Origin of the sequence: Nocardia sp. NBC_01388, assembly GCF_045040085.1 — a bacterium.
GTDB lineage: Bacteria > Actinomycetota > Actinomycetes > Mycobacteriales > Mycobacteriaceae > Nocardia.
The window spans coordinates 8,243,621-8,264,406 of sequence record NZ_CP109553.1 but is presented as its reverse complement, the minus strand read 5'-3'; the positions used below and the strand labels follow the sequence as shown (position 1 = coordinate 8,264,406).

Annotated in this window: 22 protein-coding genes and 2 pseudogenes; 12 read left to right on the top strand and 12 right to left on the bottom strand. The window is 65.8% G+C overall.

Annotated features, from left to right (window positions below):
• Window positions 1-22: 22 nt before the first annotated feature.
• The 3 genes from OG716_RS39005 to OG716_RS38995 form a co-directional block, all read right to left on the bottom strand.
• Window positions 23-424: a hypothetical protein gene (locus OG716_RS39005; RefSeq protein ID WP_405135210.1), complete on the bottom strand. Its 402-nt coding sequence runs from the start codon at window positions 422-424 to the stop codon at window positions 23-25.
• A gap of 122 nt (window positions 425-546) precedes the next feature.
• The gene (locus OG716_RS39000; RefSeq protein WP_405135209.1) at window positions 547-1,227 is read right to left on the bottom strand and encodes a VC0807 family protein; all 681 of its coding nucleotides are present in this window, start codon (window positions 1,225-1,227) and stop codon (window positions 547-549) included.
• Window positions 1,228-1,352: 125 nt separating this feature from the next.
• The gene (locus OG716_RS38995; RefSeq protein WP_405135208.1) at window positions 1,353-1,790 is read right to left on the bottom strand and encodes a MarR family winged helix-turn-helix transcriptional regulator; all 438 of its coding nucleotides are present in this window, start codon (window positions 1,788-1,790) and stop codon (window positions 1,353-1,355) included.
• Between the two features lie 63 nt (window positions 1,791-1,853).
• On the opposite strand from OG716_RS38995, the gene OG716_RS38990 reads away from it, so the two are divergent.
• On the top strand, window positions 1,854-2,933 hold the full coding sequence (locus tag OG716_RS38990) for a substrate-binding domain-containing protein (protein ID WP_355118551.1): 1,080 nt from the start codon (window positions 1,854-1,856) through the stop codon (window positions 2,931-2,933).
• A 41-nt stretch (window positions 2,934-2,974) separates the two neighbouring features.
• Here OG716_RS38990 and OG716_RS38985 read toward each other — a convergent pair whose 3' ends face one another.
• Window positions 2,975-4,699, bottom strand: coding sequence for a purine-cytosine permease family protein (locus tag OG716_RS38985; RefSeq protein WP_405135207.1), 1,725 nt, complete (start codon window positions 4,697-4,699; stop codon window positions 2,975-2,977).
• 222 nt (window positions 4,700-4,921) lie between these two features.
• On the opposite strand from OG716_RS38985, the gene OG716_RS38980 reads away from it, so the two are divergent.
• The gene (locus tag OG716_RS38980; protein ID WP_405135206.1) at window positions 4,922-5,203 is read left to right on the top strand and encodes an FmdB family zinc ribbon protein; all 282 of its coding nucleotides are present in this window, start codon (window positions 4,922-4,924) and stop codon (window positions 5,201-5,203) included.
• 14 nt (window positions 5,204-5,217) lie between these two features.
• Window positions 5,218-6,471 carry a formamidase gene (gene fmdA / locus OG716_RS38975; protein ID WP_405135205.1) on the top strand — a complete coding sequence of 418 codons (1,254 nt, stop codon included), beginning with the start codon at window positions 5,218-5,220 and terminating at the stop codon, window positions 6,469-6,471.
• Between the two features lie 21 nt (window positions 6,472-6,492).
• On the opposite strand, the gene OG716_RS38970 is transcribed toward fmdA, so the two are convergent.
• Both OG716_RS38970 and OG716_RS38965 read right to left on the bottom strand, forming a co-directional pair.
• Window positions 6,493-7,815: an MFS transporter gene (locus tag OG716_RS38970; RefSeq protein ID WP_405135204.1), complete on the bottom strand. Its 1,323-nt coding sequence runs from the start codon at window positions 7,813-7,815 to the stop codon at window positions 6,493-6,495.
• A 308-nt stretch (window positions 7,816-8,123) separates the two neighbouring features.
• Window positions 8,124-8,648, bottom strand: coding sequence for a PadR family transcriptional regulator (locus tag OG716_RS38965; protein WP_405135203.1), 525 nt, complete (start codon window positions 8,646-8,648; stop codon window positions 8,124-8,126).
• A gap of 96 nt (window positions 8,649-8,744) precedes the next feature.
• Between OG716_RS38965 and OG716_RS38960 the strand changes: the two genes are divergently transcribed.
• From OG716_RS38960 to OG716_RS38950, 3 genes and pseudogenes are all read left to right on the top strand, one after another.
• Window positions 8,745-9,302, top strand: a complete 558-nt coding sequence (locus tag OG716_RS38960; protein ID WP_405135202.1) for a hypothetical protein — start codon at window positions 8,745-8,747, stop codon at window positions 9,300-9,302.
• Window positions 9,299-9,637, top strand: a pseudogene (locus OG716_RS38955) (carotenoid oxygenase family protein); the annotation flags it as partial. The gene OG716_RS38960 and the pseudogene OG716_RS38955, both read left to right, overlap by 4 nt.
• On the top strand, window positions 9,627-9,953 hold the full coding sequence (locus tag OG716_RS38950) for a carotenoid oxygenase family protein (protein ID WP_405135201.1): 327 nt from the start codon (window positions 9,627-9,629) through the stop codon (window positions 9,951-9,953). The pseudogene OG716_RS38955 and the gene OG716_RS38950, both read left to right, overlap by 11 nt.
• 35 nt (window positions 9,954-9,988) lie before the next feature.
• Here OG716_RS38950 and OG716_RS38945 read toward each other — a convergent pair whose 3' ends face one another.
• Window positions 9,989-10,927, bottom strand: a complete 939-nt coding sequence (locus tag OG716_RS38945) for an alpha/beta hydrolase (protein WP_405135200.1) — start codon at window positions 10,925-10,927, stop codon at window positions 9,989-9,991.
• A gap of 300 nt (window positions 10,928-11,227) precedes the next feature.
• Between OG716_RS38945 and OG716_RS38940 the strand changes: the two genes are divergently transcribed.
• From OG716_RS38940 to OG716_RS38930, 3 genes are all read left to right on the top strand, one after another.
• On the top strand, window positions 11,228-11,932 hold the full coding sequence (locus OG716_RS38940; RefSeq protein ID WP_405135199.1) for a tat pathway signal sequence: 705 nt from the start codon (window positions 11,228-11,230) through the stop codon (window positions 11,930-11,932).
• A gap of 77 nt (window positions 11,933-12,009) precedes the next feature.
• On the top strand, window positions 12,010-12,426 hold the full coding sequence (locus tag OG716_RS38935) for a nuclear transport factor 2 family protein (protein ID WP_405135198.1): 417 nt from the start codon (window positions 12,010-12,012) through the stop codon (window positions 12,424-12,426).
• A 294-nt stretch (window positions 12,427-12,720) separates the two neighbouring features.
• Window positions 12,721-13,473, top strand: coding sequence for a dienelactone hydrolase family protein (locus OG716_RS38930; protein WP_405135197.1), 753 nt, complete (start codon window positions 12,721-12,723; stop codon window positions 13,471-13,473).
• Between the two features lie 29 nt (window positions 13,474-13,502).
• Here OG716_RS38930 and OG716_RS38925 read toward each other — a convergent pair whose 3' ends face one another.
• Complete coding sequence (locus OG716_RS38925; protein ID WP_405135196.1) at window positions 13,503-14,165, bottom strand: helix-turn-helix transcriptional regulator; 663 nt, start codon at window positions 14,163-14,165, stop codon at window positions 13,503-13,505.
• An 83-nt stretch (window positions 14,166-14,248) separates the two neighbouring features.
• On the opposite strand from OG716_RS38925, the pseudogene OG716_RS38920 reads away from it, so the two are divergent.
• Window positions 14,249-14,353: pseudogene (locus OG716_RS38920) on the top strand (DUF664 domain-containing protein); the annotation flags it as partial.
• Window positions 14,354-14,424: 71 nt separating this feature from the next.
• Here OG716_RS38920 and OG716_RS38915 read toward each other — a convergent pair.
• Window positions 14,425-15,666, bottom strand: a complete 1,242-nt coding sequence (locus OG716_RS38915; protein WP_405135195.1) for a cytochrome P450 — start codon at window positions 15,664-15,666, stop codon at window positions 14,425-14,427.
• A gap of 143 nt (window positions 15,667-15,809) precedes the next feature.
• Between OG716_RS38915 and OG716_RS38910 the strand changes: the two genes are divergently transcribed.
• Window positions 15,810-16,622, top strand: a complete 813-nt coding sequence (locus OG716_RS38910) for a helix-turn-helix domain-containing protein (protein ID WP_405135194.1) — start codon at window positions 15,810-15,812, stop codon at window positions 16,620-16,622.
• 68 nt (window positions 16,623-16,690) lie between these two features.
• Here OG716_RS38910 and OG716_RS38905 read toward each other — a convergent pair whose 3' ends face one another.
• The gene (locus OG716_RS38905) at window positions 16,691-18,286 is read right to left on the bottom strand and encodes a DHA2 family efflux MFS transporter permease subunit (RefSeq protein WP_405135193.1); all 1,596 of its coding nucleotides are present in this window, start codon (window positions 18,284-18,286) and stop codon (window positions 16,691-16,693) included.
• Window positions 18,283-18,915: a helix-turn-helix domain-containing protein gene (locus OG716_RS38900; protein WP_355118587.1), complete on the bottom strand. Its 633-nt coding sequence runs from the start codon at window positions 18,913-18,915 to the stop codon at window positions 18,283-18,285. Before OG716_RS38900 ends, OG716_RS38905 begins: the two co-directional genes overlap by 4 nt.
• Window positions 18,916-19,008: 93 nt before the next feature.
• Here OG716_RS38900 and OG716_RS38895 point away from each other — a divergent pair, with 93 nt between their 5' ends.
• Window positions 19,009-19,812, top strand: coding sequence for an SDR family NAD(P)-dependent oxidoreductase (locus OG716_RS38895; protein ID WP_405135192.1), 804 nt, complete (start codon window positions 19,009-19,011; stop codon window positions 19,810-19,812).
• 7 nt (window positions 19,813-19,819) lie between these two features.
• Here OG716_RS38895 and OG716_RS38890 read toward each other — a convergent pair whose 3' ends face one another.
• Entirely contained in the window at window positions 19,820-20,779 is a 960-nt protein-coding gene (locus tag OG716_RS38890; RefSeq protein WP_405135191.1) for a DNA polymerase domain-containing protein, read from the bottom strand.
• Window positions 20,780-20,786 lie beyond the last annotated feature (7 nt).

The window sequence follows — 20,786 nt, the reverse complement described above, 5'->3', positions numbered from 1 at the left end:
GCCCAAGGCCGTCCAACCCTGATTACCGACCCCGTAGAAGATCGCCACCAGCAGAAACAGCACCAGCGCCACCACCGGCTGCACGAACCCGATCGCCGTGCACACCGCGTAGACCACGATCCCCGGCCAGGCCCGCCACCCTTCGTGGCGCGCGAAGGCCGCATCGAATCCGGGGCGGAACATCTCCGGCCGCTTCGCCGGCCGCCACCACATGGGAGCCCACGAAGATCGTCATCAGCACCCCCACGATCCCGTACAGCGTCACCGCGGTCGCGGAATCGCGGCGCATGCCGTGCACCACATCGTCCGCGACCACCGCGGTCGGGAACGGCACGATCGAAACCCCCAGCAGCAGCATCAGATTCCACCACCGCAGCACATTGTCGATGCGGCGCAGCCGCCCGAAGAAGGTGTGGTGATTCATCGTCGCGAGCCTAATCGCACGCCGAAATATCCTCTCTCGGAACGTAATACCACCGAGTGAGGATCGGACCATACGACAAAGGCCCGGTCCATCCGGACCGGGCCTTCCTACTGTGATTCGCGCTATTCCGCGTTCTTGCGCAATCGCTTGATCGTGCGCGCACTGATCATCATCAGCGTGGTGATGGTGACCACGATCAGCACGCTGCCCAGCCAGGCCATGGTGTGCACCGGCAGCTGGTAGGCGAGCACCACGCGCAGAATCGCCTCGGCGAGCAGGCCGCCGCCCCAGAGCATCGCCAGGTTCCGGTAGCTGCGCCGCGCATTCGGATCGTTCTCGTAGGTCGAGTCCAGAATGGGCAGCCGATGCGGAGCCGAGGTGGCCATCGCCTTGCGCGCCGCCGCATAGGTCAGCGGCTTACCCAGCAGGGCGCTGATCAGGAAGGCGAGCCCGATGACGGAGGTCCCGAACGAATCTTTGATGATCATGATGCGGGGATCGCCGCTGATCAGCGAGCCGACGAGGCCGATGACGAAGACCGCGAGCACCAGCGCGGCCATGGCGTCGAGCTTCCGCGCCCGGATTGCCGGAATGCCCACCATGACCGCCGAGACGATCGCACCGGCCAGCAGGGCGATGAAATCGGAGTATCCGAGCCAGTGCAGGACGAAGTAGGCGAGCGTCGGAATCGCGACGTCCCGCAGGATCGGAGCGAGCATGCGACCGATACCCGGGCGGGCCGGCTCCGGCGACGCGGCGGACTGCCCGTGCGCTGCGGTCCCGGTGGTTTCGATGGCGGCCATTTCGGCGACTCCCCTGTTAGTTCGACTGTGCGCTACCAGAAATGACGCTACGGACGAACGGGCTCCACCAGATCTGCCAACCATCACCTCCTCGCCATGACAACTGTCATGCCGGGCAGCGAACGTCAGACGGGCGCGGACTCGGTCGTATGCACTCGATCGATCAGGGTGGTCAGCGCCCGGGGCAGGCGGCTGTCGGCGCCGAGCAGATCCAGGCCGCTCTCGGCGATGGCCTTGCTCATCACCTGGTAGGTGATCAGGCCGCGACGGGTCGGGAAGACGAGCACCCGGCGGCGGTCGGCATCGTCCACCTTGCGGTGCACCAGATTGTCGGAGATCATCGCGTCGATCAGGCGCGTGAGGCTGGCGCCGGTGAGCAGGGTCGCCTCCGCGATCTGCGACATGGAGCGCCCACCTCCCGCAGCGACGGCGCCCAGCACATGCCAACGACCGACGGAGGTTTCCCCGATGCAGGCCGCGATCGCGCGATCCAATTCCTGTGATGCCAGGCGCACCAGTCGCGCCAACTCCTCCAGCGCGGCGGGCGCAGTGCTATCGTCCACCACAGCACTATATACAACGCCGTATGGTAAAGATTCAAATGGAAATATACGGTGGTGATTTCCATGGCACCCTTGGTTTCTCGCACCGCGCGCACAACGGTGGATATCGCGCTGGTCGTTCCACTGAGCGGCCCTGCGGGCATGTTCGGGCCGTCCTCGGAGGCGTGCGCCGCACTCGCTGTCGAGGACATCAATGCGATGGGCGGCATTCTGGATCGCCCGGTGCGGCTGCATCCGATCGATTCCGGTGCGCCCCTGCCGCAATTGTCCGCGCAGATCGGCCGGATGGTCGACGGCGGTGAGATAGACGGCGTGGTCGGCTGGCATCTGTCCAATGCCCGCAAGGTCATCACACCGCAGACCGCGGGGCGAATTCCCTACGTCTACACCACTTTCTACGAGGGCGGCGAGAATTCCGACGGCGTCTACATGGTCGGCGAGACCCCCGATCAGCAGCTGTTCCCGGCATTGCGCTGGCTGCGCAGCGAATTCGGCATCCGGCGCTGGTGCGTGATCGGCAACGATTACGTGTGGCCACGCGAAACAGCCCGGGCGACAAAGGAATTCACGGCTGGCACCGATATCGATGTGGTCGGCGAAGAATACGTCCCGCTGGGCAGCAGGCGTTTCGGCCGCGCCCTCGAACTGATTCGCAACTCCCCGGCGCAGGGCGTCCTGCTGTTCATGGTCGGCGCGGACTGCGCGGCCTTCAATCGGGCCTTCGCACGCGCCGGACTGGACGACGGCAGACTGCGGCTGAGCATGATGATCGGCGAAGACGTCCTCTACGCCGGCGGACCGGACAGCACCCGCGGATTGCACACCGCCTCAGGCTATTTCGAAAGCGTGGTCTCGCCCGAGGGCATGGATTTCGGCAGCCGCTACGTACGCCGCTTCGGCACCTGCGCGCCCGCGCTGAACAATATCGGTGAATCCTGCTACGAGGGCATGCTGCTGTTCGCCTCCCTCGCCGAGGCCGCCCGCAGCCTGGATCTGCGCACCATCGAAAGACATGCCGCACAGGTCAGTTACGGCGGCCCGCGCGGTGAGGTCCGGGTGCGTGGTGCGCACACCACGCAACCGGTATTCCTCGCCGACGCCGACGCCCTGCAATTCAGCGTCCTGGCCGAGCTCGACACCTGAGACCGTGTCCCCATGGGGGCCATGGGGACACGGTCGCGATATCAGCCGACCACGGACGGCTGCTGCAGCCCGAGGCGCTCGGCATCGGTGGTGTCCCGATACGCGGCGGATTGGCACTGCTCATGGCAGTTCTTGGTGAGCGTGCAGGTCAGAGAGGAGATCGGCCCGCCGTGGAAGGGACAGTCGTGCACCATATCCGGCAGTTCATAGCGCTTGCCGTCCACCACGTCCAGCAGGGTCTGGCCCGCCCACAGCGGTTCCTTCTCGATTTCCTCGCGGAGCGGATTGGGCCGGGCCAGATAGTATTTCCCGCCCGTGGCCAGTGCGATCAGCGGTGTGAGCACCAGTGCGATGGTCAGTGCGAGATACGGCGACCACGCTTCGAGGAATGCGCCGAAGGCGCCGAAGTAGGCGGCGATCGATACCGCCGAACCCACCAGCATCGAGCCGAAACCCACCGGGTTGATCGGATACAGATACGCCCGCTTGAACTCGATATAGGGCGGGCTGATCTTCAACAACCCCTTGTTGATCACCAGATCCGCGACGATCGCGCCGATCCAGGCGATCGCCACATTCGAGTAGAACCCGAGGATCGTATTCAGCACCGTGAACATATTGGCGAGCATGAGCGTCAGCGCGATGCCGATGTGCAGCACCAGCCACACCACGCGTCCAGGATGGATGTGCAGCACCCGGCTGAAGAAGTTGGACCAGGACAGCGATCCCGAATATGCGTTGGTGACATTGATTTTGATCTGCGAGAGCAGCACCATGACGGTCGCGACGGACAGCGCCGCGGCATGGTTGTGGATCATCGACCCGTAGCTGCCCAGGAACATTTCGACCGGCTCGGTGGCCCGCGTGAAGCCCACCTGTCCGGCGATATAGAACGCGAGGAAGGCGCCGCACAGCTGCTTGGCCGCGCCGAGAATCACCCAGCCGGGCCCGGCCGACAGCACCGCCGCCCACCAGCGCAGCGGCGGCGTCTCGGATTTCTCCGGCATGAAGCGCAGGTAGTCGACCTGCTCACCGATCTGCGCGATGAGCGAAAGCGCCACGCCCGCACCGGATCCCACCGCAATCGCGCTGATGCGATCGCTGCCGCCGTTACCCGTCCACGACAGGAAGCCCTCGAAGCCGTGCGGATCGCTGATGGCGATCATGACCAGTGGCGCGGCGAACAGAATGAGCCACAGCGGCTGCGTCCAGACCTGGAATTTCGCCAGCGCCGACATGCCGTACAGCACCAGCGGAATAATGATCAGCGAGCCGATCAGATAGCCGAAGACCAGCGGTAGATGGAAGGCCAGATGCATGGCCTGCGCCATGATCGCGCCCTCCAGCGCGAAGAAGATGAAGCAGAAGCTGGCATAGATCACGCTGGTCAGGGTCGAGCCGAAGTAGCCGAAACCCGCACCGCGGGTGAGCAGATCCATGTCCAGGTTGTATTTGGCGGCGTAGTACGCGATCGGGATGCCGGTCAGGAAGATGGTCACGGCCGCCACCAGGATGGCGATCACCGCGCTGGCGGCGCCGTGGGTGACGGCGATCGAGGCGCCGATCGAATAGTCCGCCAGGTAGGCGATGCCGCCGAGGGCCGCGATGGAGCAGGCCATCGGGCTCCAGCGGCGAAAGGACTTGGGCGCGTATCGCAGTGAGTAGTCCTCGATATTGTCCTTGGCTGCCCAGTTCTGGAAGCGGGTCCAGCGGGTCGGGGGCGGCGCGGTGGGATCTACCGGCGCAGACGGGGCGGTGCTGCTCATCGGGGGTCTCCTAGCTAGAACGCCGCGGCAAGGCTGGGGGTCGCGGCGAAAACAGACGCTAGGTGGAATATTTTCAGATGACTATAATCCGAATAAAAGTTAACTCACGCGATACCGGGCTCGATCGCCGTAATACGAAGTTCACGCGCCGGTTCCGCTGCGGAGACATCCGAGCCTTTGTATCGTCTCCGTACGGAATACATTCGTTTGAAACTAAATGAGGTGAGCGTGCCCCTCTACGAGTTCCACTGCCGCGACTGCGGCAGCTTCGACCGCAGCTACTCGATGGCCGAGGTACCGGCCGCAGCGGACTGCCCCGACTGCGCGGGCGAAAGCAGGCGGCATATGGGCGGAGCCTTCGTGCGTCCCGGCTCCGCGGCCGCCCGGCTGATCGACGCGACCACCCGTACCGCGAGCGAGCCCGCGGTGGTCGCCGCCCCGGCCGGCCGCGGTGGCGCGCCCGTCACCCGGAATCCGTTGCACCGCAAGCTTCCCCGTCCCTGAATAGGAGTGCTGTCATGCCCGAGTTGCTCTTCCCCCTCGATTCCCGCAAGAAGTTCACCGAGCAGCAGTTCGTCGGCCACAACCGCTGGCATCCGGACATTCCCGCACCGGTGACCGTGAAACCCGGTGACGAGTTCCGGGTGCATGTGCGCGAATGGTTCGACGGCGCGATCCACAATGACGACAGCGCCGAGGATGTGCTGAACGCGCCGCTGAGCACCGTGCACTGCCTGTCCGGTCCGTTCGCGGTGGAGGGCGCGCAGCCCGGCGATCTCCTCATTGTCGACATCCTCGATATCGGCCCTATCCCGCAGGAGGATTCGGGCCCGCTGGCCGGTCAGGGCTGGGGCTACACCGGCATCTTCCCCACCGACAACGGCGGCGGTTTCCTCACCGAGCACTTCCCCGACGCCTACAAGGCGATCTGGGATTTCAGCGGCCACACCGCGACCTCGCGGCACGTGCCCGGCGTGAAGTTCACCGGCATCATGCATCCGGGGCTCATGGGCACCGCGCCCTCCGCCGCCCTGCTGTCCAAGTGGAATGCCCGCGAGGGCGCGCTGATCGCCACCGACCCGATGCGCGTGCCGCCGCTCGCCCTGCCGCCGGAACCCCGAGACGCGATTCTCGGTTCGCTCCGCGGAACCGAATTCGACCGTGCCGCAGCCGAAGCCGCGCGCACCGCACCGCCCCGGGAGAACGGCGGCAACCAGGACATCAAGAATTTCACCCGGGGCAGCCGCGTCTTTTACCCGGTCTTCGTGGACGGTGCCAAGCTCTCGGTCGGCGATCTGCACTTCTCGCAGGGCGACGGTGAGATCACCTTCTGCGGCGCCATCGAGATGGGCGGCTTCATCGACCTGCGCGTCGATCTGATCAAGAACGGTATGGAGCTGTACGGCGTCAGCGAGAACGCCATCTTCATGCCGGGCAACGAGGGCCCGAATTACACCGAGTTCCTGGCCTTCTCGGGCACCTCGGTCACCCTCGGCGGCGAACAGCGCTACCTGGACTCACAACTGTCCTTCGAACGCGCCTGCCTGCACGCCATCGACTACCTCACCAAGTTCGGCTACAGCCCCGAGCAGGCGTACCTGCTGCTGGGCGCCGCACCCATCGAGGGCCGCTTCTCCGGCGTCGTGGACATCCCGAATTCCTGTGCCACCGTGTATATCCCGACCGCCATCTTCGATTTCTCGATCACGCCCACGGCGGGCGGGCCGGTCGCCATCGACCCCGGTATGGGCGCACCCCGCGCCACCCGCTGACCGCGACCCTCCGGTCGGCGGCTACTCGGCCGCCGATTGGAGGGTGGCGCCCTTGGTCTCCGGGGCGCCCCAGACACAGATTCCGAAGCCGACCGCCGTCAGTCCCGCGGCGTACAGGAAGGTCGGACCCATGCCCAGGTGATGCAGCGACCAGGGCAGCAGATAGGTGCCCAGGGCCGCGCCGATGCGGCTGACCGAGGTGGCGATGCCCACGGCGGTGGCGCGAATGTGGGTGGGGAACAACTCGTTCGGATAGGTCCAGTCCAGGACGTTCGGGCCGCCGCAGAAGAACGCGTACAGGCACAGCATGACGAAGGCCAGCATGGCGGGCATGCTCGGCCAGATGCCGATGAACAGCACCGGGATGATCATCAGGCCGAAGCACCAGATAATGGTCGGGCGGCGGCCGACGGTATCGATGAGCCGCATGGCGGGCAGACAGCCGATCAGGAAGACCAGGCTGATCAGTCCGACGCCCAGGGTGTCCATCCAGGTGCCCGAGGGCATGCCGAAGGATTCCAGGATCTGCGGGCCGAAGGTCAGCATGGCGAACAGCACCGCGACCTGGCAGACGAAGAATCCGCAGCAGAACACAATGCGCTTGCGGTATTTCGGGCCGAACAGCTCCCGGAGCGAACCCTTCTGCTCGGAGTGCTTTTCGACAAGATCGTCCGGATCGACCCGCACCTGCAGGTACTTCTCCACCAGGGCCGCGGCCTTGTCGGCCTTACCGTGCTCGGCCAGCCAGCGCGGCGATTCCGGGGCGGTGCTCTGCCGGACGATCAGGAAGAACGCGCACAGCACCGCGGCGCTCGCCACCTGCCAGCGCCAGCTGCCGTTTCCGCCGAAGGTCAGCAGCAGATAGCCGACCACATAGGCCAGCACCGAACCCATGTACCAGGCGATGATCTGGAAGCCGAGCAGTTTGCCGCGCTGTTTGATCGGCAGCCACTCCCCCAGTAGCGAGGTGGCGATCGGATAGTCGGCGGCCACCGCCATACCGAGCACAAATCGCAGAATGACTATGAGCCAGGTGGATTCGGCCCAGAACGACAGGATCGAGCACAGCCCCATGACAACGAGATCGGCGGTGTACATGATCTCTCGCCCGAACCTGTCGGTGAGGATTCCGAACAGCGCACCGCCGATGAACATGCCGACCAGCGATGCCGCACCGATCAATTGGGTATCGCCGGTGCTGAGATTCAGCTCGGCGGTCATACCGATCAGCGCGGTGCCGATAATGCTGAGGATGTAGCCGTCCAGCAGCGGACCACCGGAGCAGGCGATCGACAGCCGCCGGTGGAATCCGGTGAAGGGTGCGTCATCGATAACGGTGGTCACTTCAGCCCTCCCAGAGACGACCCGGCAAACACCTTGGCACAGCGAATAATTAGCAAATGCCGCGAACCTACCCTCGCGAAGGCCCGCCGCGAGGTGCTGACACGCCGATGGCCCGGTCCACCGGGACCGGGCCATCGACATCGCGGAGGAACTGTCAGCGGGCGGATCCCGGAGTCGGCGGCAGCCCGGCTCCCCAGCCGTGGCCGGAGGCCGGCGCCGAGGTCGTGACGTGATATCGGCGACCGCCGATCCGGACCGGAAATGTTCCGGCCGGAGGGGTCCACCTGCGTTTACAAATAACAACCGCGCTACGGGTTGCGCTCCGGGATCTGCTCGAGTGCCCACTTCGCCCATTCCTGGTTCATGGCGTAGTAGCGCTCGCCCCACTCCATGGCAATGCGGCCGTAGACGGACAGATTGCTTTCGTCCCAGTCGATGCCGGCCTCGAGGCTGTGCAGGTCGTCCTGCGCCCGTGCGGTTCCGGCGCCGATCTCGGCCAGATAGGTGCGCGCCTGCGCCCGGCTGACGATGCCGAGGAAGAACACGCGCATCAGCATTTCATTGCGCGCCACCCGTTTCGGCGCGGTCTCGGTCAGCCAGTGCCGCAGTTCGGCCAGGCCTTCGTCGGTGAGGGTGTACTCCTTGCGGCCGCGCGCACCCTCGTCCGATACCGAGATCAGCGAACTGTCGGCAAGTTTGGTGAGCTCGGTGTAGATCTGGCTCTGGGTGGCCGGCCACACCGTCGCCAATGAGCTCTTGAACCGCCGCAGCAGGTCGTATCCGCTCGCTGGATGGTCGGCCAGCAGGCCGAGCAGGGCATACCTCAGGCTCATGGCGATCATCCTACATTCCACTATTGACATGTCGACCACAGACGCTCTACCTTCGACATGTCACAATAGGAATGTCACGCCGAGGAGCTTTCGACGATGTCCTACCTGCGCACCTTCGCCCCCTGGATCGTCTACGCGGTGGTCCCCGCCCAGTACTGGAAGTGGGCCGCCCTCATCGCCTTCGGCATCTCGATCGCCGGAATCATCCGCCAGACCCGTGCCGGCCAGAAGTTTGACGCACTGATCATCGATATCGGCTCCGCGGTCTTCTTCGCGGCACTGACCGTGCTGGCCTTCGCCGATCCGGACACCGCGCTGCACCCCTACACACCGGCGCTGTCCTCGGGTGTACTCGCACTGATCGCGGGAACCACACTCGCACTGCGCAATCCGTTCACCCTGGCCATCGCCAAGCAGAGCACTCCGCGCGAATTGTGGGAGCATCCGGGGTTTCTCCGGACCAATTACGTCATCACCTGGGTGTGGACCGCCAGTTTCGTCATCGGCTGCGTGGCGCTCACCGCGCTCGCGCATTCCTCCTCGGGGTTGCGCACCACCGTGCAGGTCGCGGCCTTCGCGATCCCGGTCGTCTTCACCCTCACCTATGTGGCCCGCGTGCAGGCCAAGGCACAGCAGGTGGTGAATCCGTCATGAGCATGTCCCCGCCGTATCTGACCGGAAACTATGCCCCGGTCACCGAAGAGCTGACCGCACAGGAACTTTCGGTCACGGGCCGCATTCCCCCGGAACTGTCCGGCTGGTATCTGCGCAACGGCCCCAACCCGCACGAGGCCGCCTCCAGCCACTGGTTCGTCGGCGACGGCATGGTGCACGGCGTCCGCTTGGAGGCCGGTCGCGCTGTCTCCTACCGCAATCGCTGGGTGCGCACCACCAGCTTCACCGACGGCGCCAGCCCCTACCGCGGCGACGGCACCCGCGATCTGACCGCCGGTGTGGCGAACACTCACATCATCCGGCATGCCGGGCGCGCACGCCACCATCTCCGGTAGTGCCCGAGAATCAGGCGAGGGCGGCGCACTCGTCCGCTTCGACCTGCGGACCGGCGCGAGCACCACGCACGAATTCGGCGCGGGCCGTGTTCCGGCCGAAGCCGCCTTCGCTCCCGCCGACGAAAAGCCCGGCGGCAGCGGCTATCTCATGACCTACGTGTACGACGCCGCCACCGATCGCAGCGACCTCGTCATCCTCGGCGCCACCGATCTGTCCGCGCCGCCGGTGGCCAGCGTGCACCTGCCGCGCCGTGTGCCTTACGGCTTCCACGGCAGCTGGCTGGCCGATCAGTAGCATCCGAAGGCCCGGTTCGCACGGACCGGCCTTGCTCAATCCTGCAGTGCCAGGCGCAGATCGGTGAGCCAGCGCTGCTGGGTATTGCGTGCCAGGCGGGTGTTCGAGGCATAGAGTTCGAACAGGTGCCAGGCGCCCGGAACGTTGTGGACGGTGACCGGGACACCGGCGTCCATCAACCGCCGGGCGTAGTCCAGCCCCTCGTCACGCAGCGGATCCATATCGCACACCAGCACGAAAGCCGGTGGCAGTCCGGACAGATCGGTGGCGCGGGCCGGACTGGCATAGACGGGAACGGCGGTCACGCCGGGCAGGTAGTACCGGTACGTCCGCTGTATCGCGGCGCCGTTCACGATCCGGGGATCGGTGATGCGCCGGGCCGATTCGGTGTCGTGCCGATCATCGACGGTCGGAATGTACAGCGACTGATAGGCAATGGCCGGGCCGCCGCGATCGCGCGAGAGCAAGGTCAGCGAGGCGCTCAACCCGCCGCCGGCCGATTTGCCGGTCACCGCGATGCGGGTGTCGTCGATCCCGAGTTCGTTCGCGGACTTCGCCATCCACTCCAGGGTCGCGTAGCAGTCCTCCAGACCCGCCGGATAGGGATGCTCGGGAGACAGTCGGTAGTCGACCGAAATCGCGACCGCACCAACCTCTTCCGCAATATCGATGGCGGTGCGGTCGGCCCCCGGCGCGGATGCGCCGAAGGCGAAGCTGCCGCCGTGGATGTGCAGCACACCCGGCAGCGGGCCGGTCACGCCCTTCGGCCGGTAGACGCTGATCGGAATCCGATTGCCGTCCGGGCCGTCGATCTCCAGATTGTCGATCGTCACGCGGGAGGTATCCAGGGGCAGCTGATCCATCGCGGCCTGGAAATTCCGCCTGGTCGCCGCGATATCTGCGAAGGAATCCGGCCGGTCGGGCAGGCCCGCCAGGATGTCGGCGAGTTCGGGGTGCGCGGTCACGGTGGTCATCTCTACTCCAATAGTCTCATCGATACCGTTGCAATGGTACTAACCTATAGTCTCAGTGAGATGGTGTCAATATCGGCGTCGCGCCTACTCACCTGCGCCGGGCGGATCGGCTACGTTCGGGCGATGAGGCGGGGCATTGTCGGCGTCGCTCTCGGTGCGGCGGTTCTGCTCACCGGATGCTCGATCGGCGACGCCGGGCACGTGGCAGCGCCGACGTCCAGCACGCCGCCGCCATCGACGATGTGGGCCCCGACAACGAAAATCCCGGTACCTGCACCTTGCCCGCCACTGGATTGCGATATGCGAGAACGCATTTCGGCGGTAAACGAGTATCTGGCCTCGCGGCCCGGCACCGTCGGATATGTCATCCGCGATCGCGTGGGCGGCGGAACGTTCCGCAATAACAATGCGGGCACACGCATCTGGGCGGCCTCGACCATGAAACTCGCCATGGTCGTCGATCTCTTCACCCGCGCCGACGCGGGTTCGATCAACCTCTCCGCCGCCGATCGCGACCGCATCCAGCGCATGCTGCACAGCTCGGACAATGACGCCGCCGACGCACTGTGGCAGCGCTATTCGGGCGCCGACCAGACCGTGTACAACACCGACTTCGCGCAATACGGGATGACCGACCTGCGCCCGCAGACCGACGTGCCGTACTGGGGTCTGCAGAAATGCACCGCCGATGACCTGGATCGGCTCATCGTGCACGCGCTGGCCGCATTGCCCGAGGCGGACACCGCGTATCTCGTCGAGCAGATGCAGAATGTCGACCCGGTCCAGCAGTGGGGCGTCTGGGGCGCGGGCGCGGCCGAGGAACCGGGCAATAAGGACGGCTGGTCCGAGGAGGACACCGGCTGGGTGATCAACTCCGTCGGTTTCGCCGGGCCCGGCCAGCGCTACACGCTGGCGATCATGAACTCCCTCGGCGGCGCGGGCGGGTACGACGAGGGAGTCGAAACGGTCACCCATGTGGCCGCACTGCTGCTCGCCGGCCGCTGAGGACCAGCGGTTCACGTACACCGGATGTTCATGTACCGTCCGAAGGACCTATTCAACGAGTTGCATACGAGGTGTCGATGAATTCCTTCCGACAGGCCGTGGAGGCCCGCGATCAGCAGGCCATCGAAGCGCTGCTGGCCGAGAATGTGGTGTTCACCAGCCCGGTGGCCTTCAAGCCGTACCCCGGCAAGGCGATCACCGCCGCCATCCTGCGCGCGGTCATGCGGGTCTTCGAGGACTTCCACTACGTCCGCGAGATCGCCGACAGCAATGGCCGCGACCATGCTCTCGTCTTCGAGGCCACCGTCGCCGGCAAGAAGCTGTCCGGCTGCGACTTCCTGACATTCGACGATGAGGGCAAGATCGTCGATTTCACGGTCATGGTCCGCCCGCTCTCCGGCGCCACCGCCCTCGCCGAGGCCATGGGCGCCCAGTTCGAGCAGATCCAGCAGGAAGCCATGGCCCAGATCCAGCGCGAAGCCGCTGAGGCATAAGCACTTTCGTGCGTGCTTCGCCACGAGGAAAGCCCGGTCCGGCCGGACCGGGCCTCCGCCGTTCCTGGACCGCTACGGATTTCCCGCTCCCACCGGCGAAGTCGATTACGTACCAGGTAAACCCCGGGATTCTCAGCGATCTATGAGGTACCGCTCGAGGTTGCCGGAGATCGACCCGGTGAGCTATCGGTAGCCTTGCCACACCTCCGGGGTGGGGACATGTCGCTCCGGCACGAAGGGGAGCGCAAGTGTCAGGCCGCTGCTCGGTATCGCATCGATGAGGAGGTATACGACGTGAGTTCGGTGAACGGCGTGAAGGTGGATGTGCCGACCGCGGATGGTGTCGCGGACGCCTATCTGGCGAGCCCGGCGGATGGGGCCGCCTACCCGGGTGTCCTGATGTTCATGGACGCCATCGGAATTCGTCCGCAGCTCGAAGGCATGGCACGCCGGATCGCCTCGCACGGGTATACCGTTCTGCTGCCGAATCTGTTCTATCGGCACGGGCACGCACCGCTGATCGAGCTGCCGGAATTCATCGATATGAGCAAGGCGTCGATCTTCTCGGAGATCGGCCCGATGATGGCGGCGCTGACACCGGATCTGGCCATGCGGGACGTGGGCAGCTACCTGGACTGGTTGTCGGCCTCACCGCTGACCAGCGGTGACCGGGTAGGCGTCACCGGCTACTGCATGGGCGGGCGGACGGCCCTGCTCACGGCGGAGCACTTCCCCGACCGGGTTGCCGCGGCGGCCGCGTTCCACGCGGGGCGGCTGGCCACCGATCAGCCCGACAGTCCGCACCTGCTCGCCGACCGGATCACCGCCGAACTGTATTTCGGTCACGCGGACCAGGATCCGTCGCTGCCGCCTGAGCAGATCGAGCGCCTGAACGAGGCGCTGACCGCCGCCGGAGTGACCTACCGCGCCGAGGTCTATCCCGGTGCGGGTCACGGCTACACCCAGGCCGATACCAGCCGATACGACGAGGCGGGCGACGCCCGGCACTGGGAGGAAATGCTCGCGCTCTTCGACCGCGCGCTGTGAATCCCGAAAACCCAAGGCCCCCAATCTGATCAGAATGTAGGCCTGGTTGCTCCCGTAGCGCTTCGAGCGGCAGCGTCGTAGCGACGAGCCAGCTGCGCGAACACGGTCGCGAGTTCGGCCGGGCCGACGATATCGATATCGGCGTCGAAACTGCCTATGGCAGCGGCCAATCCGGGCCATGACCACGAGCCCATAATGAGCCGGCAGCGGTTCGGGCCGAGTTCTTCGACAATGCCGTCGCGGGTGTACTGCCGGACCGCGGCGGCGGGAGCATCGAGGATTACCTCGCCTCGGCACGGCCAGCCACCGGCACCGTCAGAACCCTGAAACCTGTTGGCGACAAACGCCGCAACGTCTCCGCCGGGTAATTCGCGCGGCGTGAAACGGGGACCGGTGGGAGTACGCGGGGTGATGCGATCGGCGCGAAAAGTGCGCCAATCTTCTCGATCGAGATCCCAGGCGACGAGATACCAGCGCTCACCCCAGATGACGAGGTGATGAGGCTGTACCCGACGCGGCGGCGCATCGAATTCCGCTGGGGCATAGTCGAGACGAAGCAACTCGCAGGCGTGGATCGCGGCACCGAGCGCGAGCAGTACGCCGCTGTCCGCCTGCGGGTTCGGCCGCGCCGCAGGCCGCGCGACCGCGGTGATGTGCAGCGCGTCGATGCGGTGCCGCAGCCGCGCGGGCATGACCTGCCGTACGGTGTGCAGCGCGCGAGCCGCCGCCTCCTCGATGCCGGCGCCGGTGGTGGTGGCCAGTTGCAGGCGCGGTACGCAGCATTCGCCGGGTACTGATGCATGTCATCGCCGAGACCGCCCAGCATGCCGGGCCCGCGGATATTCTCCGCGAAGCGCTGGACGGCCAGACCTCCACATAGCGTCGACTCGTCAAGGACGCGCGCATAACCCCCTTCGTTATGCGCACGTCCTTGACGAGTCGTGCCGGTGGTCAGTTACGCAGGCGCACCGGGAGAGTGGTGAGGCCGCGGATCACATAGCTGCGGCGCCATTCGGGTTCGGCGCCGGGCGCGAGCTCGAGATCCGGGTACCGCTCGAGCAGCCGGGCAACGCCGATGGCGCCGCCCATCCGCGCCAGCGGCGCACCGACGCAGCGGTGGATGCCGTGGCCGAAAGCGAGGTGCTGATTATCGGTCCGGTCGATGTCGACCTGATGCGCATCGGCGAATCGTCGCGGGTCGCGGCCGGCTGCCGCCACCGAGATCACAATGAGCTCACCGGCGGGAATATCGATGCCCGCCAAGGTGATCGGAGCCGTCGTATAGCGGAAGGTCGTCTCGCTGGTCGGCGACCGGTACCGCAGCACCTCCTCGATGAAGTCTGGGATCCGGCCGGAATCCTCGCGCAGCGCCCCGCGAGACTTGTTGTCGGTCAACAGCGTTGCGATCGCATTCCCGATGAGGTGGGCGGTCGTCTCGAATCCGGCGACCAGCAGCAGGAACACCATGCTGATCAGTTCGCGATGGGTGAGCCGGTCCTCGCCCTCGCCCGAGGTGAGTAGCTCGGACAGCAGATCTGCTTCGGGCGCGGCAGTTTTCGCATTGACGAGCTGGTCGATATAGACGACGAACTCCTGCACCGCCGCCATGCGCACATCATTGGGATGGTCGCTGGACACCAGCATGGTCGACCAGGTCCGGAAATTGCCGCGGTCCTCGTCGGGCACGCCCAGCAGCTCGCAGATCACCGTCACCGCGAGCGGAATCGCGTAGTCCTCCAGCAGATCCAGGTCGGCAGCGCCGGTCGCCAGCCCGGCGAGCAGGGTATCGGCGACCTCCGTGATGCGGGGCTCGAGCACGCCGATCGCCCGGCTGCTGAAGGCCCGGTTGACCACCACCCGCAGCCGGGTGTGCTCCGGCGGATCGTAGAACACCAGCATGTCCTTGAACATGCTGTTGGCCAGATTGTTGCCACCGCCATTGGCAGCCAGCGCTGTTCGCGCTCCGGGAGACTTCAGGACCTTGCTGATCGCCGGTTCCATGAACGCCGCCCTGGCCGCGTCGTAATCGGTGATCAGCCAGCCGGTGCTGGAGTCGGGGAACCGGACGTAGTTCACCGGGCCCCGGGCGCGCAACCGGTCGTACGCCGCATGCGGTTCCTGATAGAAATCGGCGGTCAGCTCGAATGGCTCGGTCGCCAATCCACCTGCGGCAGACACAGTCTCGTATCCCATGACCGTGGACACTAGCAGCGGAATTCTGCCGTCGCCCGGCCCGAACCACCCCCGCCACAATATGCACCGGCAGTGCATACGATACTGGCGGCGGGCGCAGTCAGTCCGGACGGCCGATAGCAGAACAGGACATCTCGAGCACGATGCGCGACCCCGAAAACTCCACGCTGGGGCACTATCTCAGCTTCCTGCGGCAGCGCGAGGAACGGCAGCGGCACGAGACGGGCGCCCTGCCCCCGACGAAGAAATTCAGCCGGGAGCGGGCGGCCAACGAAGCCCATATCACCGCCAGCTACCTGACCAAGGTCGAGCGGGACGAGGTCGGGCAGGTCTCCGTCGAGATCCTGCGGCTGCTGACCGAGACGTACCACGCCAGCGACGACGAATGGCGATACGTCTGCGATCTGGCCGGGCATGCCGCGCCCTATCCGGCGCTGCCCGGTATGAACGAGACGCTGGACCTGCCGCCCATGGAGCAGTTCCACAGCGCGGTGACCTCGATGATGCTCACCGAGATGGATGAGGCCGCCTCCGACCTGCTGTCCTTCTACACTCCGCAGCGCCGTCTGATCGCCGCCAATCGCGCCTACTACGACACCTTTCCGACCCATGAGCCCGGCATCTACATGCTCGAATGGTCCTTCTCCGACGAGGCCAAACAGCTCATGCTCAATTGGGACGACCAGGTGGATCAGGGCGTGGCCTGGCACCGCGGCATTATCGGCCGCTACGGCCAGACCACCTGGGCCCAGGAATCGCATCGCAGGCTGTGGCAGTTCGCCGACTTCCGGCAGAAGTGGGACGAGCAGCAGGTGAGCTATGCGCGCCCGATCGTCTCCGAATCACTGCTGGCGGTGCGCGGCGGCCGCTACACCATGGTCATGGAGAACTGGCTGCTGCAGCACAATCTCCCCATCATGCGCTCGCGCGGGCGGCTGCAGCCGCTGCCCGAGTGACGTCGCGAGCCCGCGGGCGCTGCTCGCCTCCGCCGAGCTAACGCTGAGCGGAGACGAGATCGACCAGCTCAGCTCGGCGTCGAAATAGCCTGTGGCGCGTCCTCTTCCATGACCGCCTCGCCACGGGCCACCATGCCCGCCTGATCCGACAGCGTCAGCTGCGGAATGAACAGGGCGAGCACAAAGGCGATGATCGCGCCCGGAATCAGATACCAGAACCCCGGGACCAGCGCCTGCACATAGGCATCGACGATGGCATCGTGCAGACCGGTGGGCAGATGCTTGACCACCGTCGGCACCAGACTGCTCGGATCCAGGTTCGAGCCGATCACCTCCGCGCCATGTGACCGGAAGGCGTCGGTGAGCCCCTCGGTCAGGCGGTGCGTGAAGATCGAGCCGAAGACCGCAACACCGATCGCACCGCCCATCTCGCGGAAATAGTTGTTGGCACTGGTCGCGGTGCCGATCTGATCCGGCGCCACCGCGTTCTGCACCACCAGCACGATGATCTGCATGATCAGGCCCAGACCCGCGCCCATGGTGAAGAGCATGCCCCCGATGACCCACATCGAGGTGTGCGCGTTCAGCCCGGTCAGCCACAGCAGGCTGGCCAGGATGATCAGCGCGCCCACGGGCGGATACACCCGGTAGCGACCGGTTTTGGTGATCACTGCCATCGAGGCGATCAGGGTCGCCATCATGCCGACCATCATCGGGATCAGCAGCAGACCCGAGACCGCGGCGGTGGTGCCGGTGGCCATCTGCAGGTAGGTCGGCAGGAAACCGAGCGCCGCGAACATCACCAGGCCGAGAATCAGGCCGATCGCCGAGGTCAGCACGAAGGTGCGGTTGCGGAAGAGCCACAGCGGCAGCATCGGCTCCTCGGCCCGCGCCTCCACCATGATGAATGCCGCGACCGCGAGCACCAGCGCCACGATCATCGAGATGATCACCGTGGAACCCCAGGCGTACTGCTTGCCGCCCCAATCGGTGATCAGGATCAGCAGCGCGGTCGACGACGACATCAGCACCACACCGAGGTAATCGGGCCGGGTCGTGGGGCGGTGGCTGGGGATCGACAGATAGCGGAAGGCGATGACCAGCGCCGCGAGCCCGATCGGCACATTCAGCCAGAAGCACCAGCGCCAGCTGAGATCGTCGGCGAAGAAGCCGCCGAGCAGCGGGCCGGCCACCGAGGTGATGCCGAAGATCGCGCCCATGGGGGCCATGTACTTGCCGCGATCCTTGGCCGGGACCACATCCGCGATAATGGCCTGCGCCAAGATCATCAGACCACCGCCGCCGACACCCTGCAGCCCGCGGAAGGTCACGAACTCCCAGAAGCCGGTGGCCGCCGCCGCGCCGATGGAGGCGGCGGTGAAGACCGCGATCGCGAACAGGAACAGCCAGCGCCTGCCGAACAGGTCGCCGAACTTTCCGTAGATCGGCATGACGATGGTGGTCGCCAGCAGATATGCCGTTGTGGTCCAAGCCATCTGGGAGATGCCGCCGAGATCACCGACGATGGTGGGCATGGCGGTGCCCACGATCGTCTGGTCCAGGCTGGCCAGGAACATTCCCGCGATGAGCGCCGAGAAGATGAGCCAGATCCGTTTCTGGGTAAGGACAATCGGGGTCGGCGGCGCAGCAGCCGTCGCGGTCATCTCGTTCTCCTGTCTTCGGGCCGTTGGAACAGCCGAGCAGCCATAACGGATTGATCGTGTAAAGCATCGGCCAGCGATCTGGTCGGATCGGAGGCCATCGACATGGCGGCTCTCGTGGTGAGAGTCGACATGAGTCCCGCTGCGAGCGAAGCGAATTCGGGCGGCACCGCACCACCCATCCGCGCGGACAGCAGCTCACCGAGCGCCGCCTCGTGCCGGGCGCCGGCGGCGATGAAGCCCGCCAGCACCCTGGGTTCGATGGTGATGAGCCGGGTGACCAGCGAAATCCCCTCGCGCGCTTCGTCTTCCGGCTCGTACGCGGAGGCGTACAGCACCGTCAGATCATCGATCAGCACACCGCTGGGCCCACCGGCGACAAACTCCTCCTGCGATCGAAGCGTGCCGATATCACTGACCGGTCCCACCACCGCATCCATCTTCGTCTCGTAGTAGTTGAAGAAGGTGCGCGGCGAAACCCCCACCGCGTGCGCTACATCCTCCACTGTCATGGCATCTAGCCCCCGCTCGACCGCCAATCGCCGTGCGGCCAGGCACAGCTCGAGCCGTGTCCGCCGCTTCTTCTGCTCCCGCAGACCGATCGGCGCCTCGCCATGTTCTACCGGGGACATGGCGAAAATTTAGCATAAACTGCAATTTTTCAGAAACTGCAATTATTGTACCGCTGGCATACAGTGGCCCGACAGGACACTAGGAGTAGCGATATGTCAGATCTGCAGGGCCGCACGGTTGTCGTCACCGGAGCGAGCTCAGGCATCGGCGCCGCCGCCGTCGCCCGCTTCGCCGAACTCGGCGCGCGCGTCGTAGTGGTCGGCCGCTCGCCGGAAAAGACCCGCGCCGTAGCCGATTCGATCAAGGCCGAGTACCACACCGCCGACTTCAGCCGGCTCGACGACGTCCGTGCACTGGCCGAGAAGCTCCGCGATCGGCGGATCGACGTGCTGGCCAACAATGCCGGCGGCGTCTTCTCCGGCCGCCGCCTCACCCCCGACGGCCACGAAATGACCTTCCAGGTCAACTATCTCGCGCCGTTCCTGCTGACCAATCTGCTGCTGCCGTCCCTGTCCGAGGCGCAGGTGATCAATACCGGCAGCATCGCCTACCGGTTCGCCACCCTGGACCTGAACAATCTGGACGGGCTCGGCGGCCAACGCGCCTACGGCGCAGCCAAACTCGCGGTGCTGCTGTTCACCCGCGAGCTGGCGCGCCGGGAGGAGAAGCTCACCGCCACCGCCTTCCACCCCGGCGGCACGGCCACCGAGGTCATGCGCGAGGACTCCCTCCTCGGGCCCCTCATGCGCGTCGGCCGCTATTTCCTTCCGAGCGCCGAGAAGGGTGCGGCCCCGTTGATCGAGCTGGCCACGGTCGCCGACCCGGAGTCGATCAACGGCGCCTATTTCAACAAGCACCGCCGCCAGGAACCCACGCACAGGCAGGTCACCGATCCCGCTGTCGGCGAACAACTCTGGGATATCTCGGCCGAACTCACCGGACTGCCCGCCGGCTAGAACCGGTTCAGGAGTCGCGGCGGGCGCGGGCGCGGCGCTTGCCCTCGTGCATGGCCTGCACCCGGGCCACCGGAATGGTGTGGCCCTCCGCGATCAGGTCGGCGGGCAGGGTCTGTGGCGGCGGCATGAGCTCCACCCACGGGTCGCGATCGCCGAGTTCCTTTGCGGCAGTGCGGATCGTGAAGTCGCGCGGATGGATATCGGGGAGATCGGCCCAGCGCACCGGGAACGACACCGTCGCACCGGGCCGGATCCGCGGACTGTAGGCGGCGGCCACCGTCGCACCGCCCGCCCGGGTGGAGTCGAGAAAGACCCTGCCGCCGCGGTCTTCTCGAATGAAGGCCGTTGTCGCCAGCGCCGGATCCAGCCGTTCGGCGCGGGCCGCGATCGCGCGGGTCGCGGCCGCCGCATCCTCGATGCCCAGCTTTTCAACGGGCACAAAGATATGCACGCCCTTGGAGCCGCTGGTCTTCACCGCACCCGCCAGCCCATCCGCGGTCAACGCCTGGCGAATCAGCTCTGCGGCGGCCACCACTTGCTCGAACGGCCGATCAGGCGCGGGATCGATATCGAGCACGAGATGCGTTGGCCCACCGGAGTAATCAACCAGATTCTCGGCAAGCAGCAGTGTCACGTGATACTCGACGGCCCGCTGATTGCCGAACCACAGCAGCGTCCGCACATCATCACAAAGCGCATACGACACTTCACGTTTCGAGCTCCCCGCCCACACCGTCACCCGATGCACCCACTCAGGCGTGTACTTCGGCACATTCTTCTGCATGAACGGCTCCTGCCCCGGCCGCACCCGCACCACCGACAACGGCCGCCCCCGCACCCCCCGAACCAGCCGCTCCCCCACCGCCTCCAAATAATCGATGAGCTCCCCCTTGGTAGCCCCCGCCCCATCGAACAGCGGACTGTCCAGACTGCTCAACTTCAGCCCGTCCCGCACCCCATCACCCATCGGCCCA

Coding starts and splice junctions, on each gene's coding strand:
- OG716_RS39005 (WP_405135210.1), bottom strand. CDS start 424: ATGAATCACCACACCTTCTTCGGGCGGCTGCGCCGCATCGACAATGTG.
- OG716_RS39000 (WP_405135209.1), bottom strand. CDS start 1,227: ATGGCCGCCATCGAAACCACCGGGACCGCAGCGCACGGGCAGTCCGCC.
- OG716_RS38990 (WP_355118551.1), top strand. CDS start 1,854: ATGGCACCCTTGGTTTCTCGCACCGCGCGCACAACGGTGGATATCGCG.
- OG716_RS38985 (WP_405135207.1), bottom strand. CDS start 4,699: ATGAGCAGCACCGCCCCGTCTGCGCCGGTAGATCCCACCGCGCCGCCC.
- fmdA (WP_405135205.1), top strand. CDS start 5,218: ATGCCCGAGTTGCTCTTCCCCCTCGATTCCCGCAAGAAGTTCACCGAG.
- OG716_RS38965 (WP_405135203.1), bottom strand. CDS start 8,648: ATGAGCCTGAGGTATGCCCTGCTCGGCCTGCTGGCCGACCATCCAGCG.
- OG716_RS38960 (WP_405135202.1), top strand. CDS start 8,745: ATGTCCTACCTGCGCACCTTCGCCCCCTGGATCGTCTACGCGGTGGTC.
- OG716_RS38950 (WP_405135201.1), top strand. CDS start 9,627: ATGCCGGGCGCGCACGCCACCATCTCCGGTAGTGCCCGAGAATCAGGC.
- OG716_RS38945 (WP_405135200.1), bottom strand. CDS start 10,927: ATGACCACCGTGACCGCGCACCCCGAACTCGCCGACATCCTGGCGGGC.
- OG716_RS38940 (WP_405135199.1), top strand. CDS start 11,228: ATGCGAGAACGCATTTCGGCGGTAAACGAGTATCTGGCCTCGCGGCCC.
- OG716_RS38935 (WP_405135198.1), top strand. CDS start 12,010: ATGAATTCCTTCCGACAGGCCGTGGAGGCCCGCGATCAGCAGGCCATC.
- OG716_RS38925 (WP_405135196.1), bottom strand. CDS start 14,165: ATGCCCGCGCGGCTGCGGCACCGCATCGACGCGCTGCACATCACCGCG.
- OG716_RS38915 (WP_405135195.1), bottom strand. CDS start 15,666: ATGGGATACGAGACTGTGTCTGCCGCAGGTGGATTGGCGACCGAGCCA.
- OG716_RS38910 (WP_405135194.1), top strand. CDS start 15,810: ATGCGCGACCCCGAAAACTCCACGCTGGGGCACTATCTCAGCTTCCTG.
- OG716_RS38905 (WP_405135193.1), bottom strand. CDS start 18,286: ATGACCGCGACGGCTGCTGCGCCGCCGACCCCGATTGTCCTTACCCAG.
- OG716_RS38900 (WP_355118587.1), bottom strand. CDS start 18,915: ATGTCCCCGGTAGAACATGGCGAGGCGCCGATCGGTCTGCGGGAGCAG.
- OG716_RS38895 (WP_405135192.1), top strand. CDS start 19,009: ATGTCAGATCTGCAGGGCCGCACGGTTGTCGTCACCGGAGCGAGCTCA.
- OG716_RS38890 (WP_405135191.1), bottom strand. CDS start 20,779: ATGGGTGATGGGGTGCGGGACGGGCTGAAGTTGAGCAGTCTGGACAGT.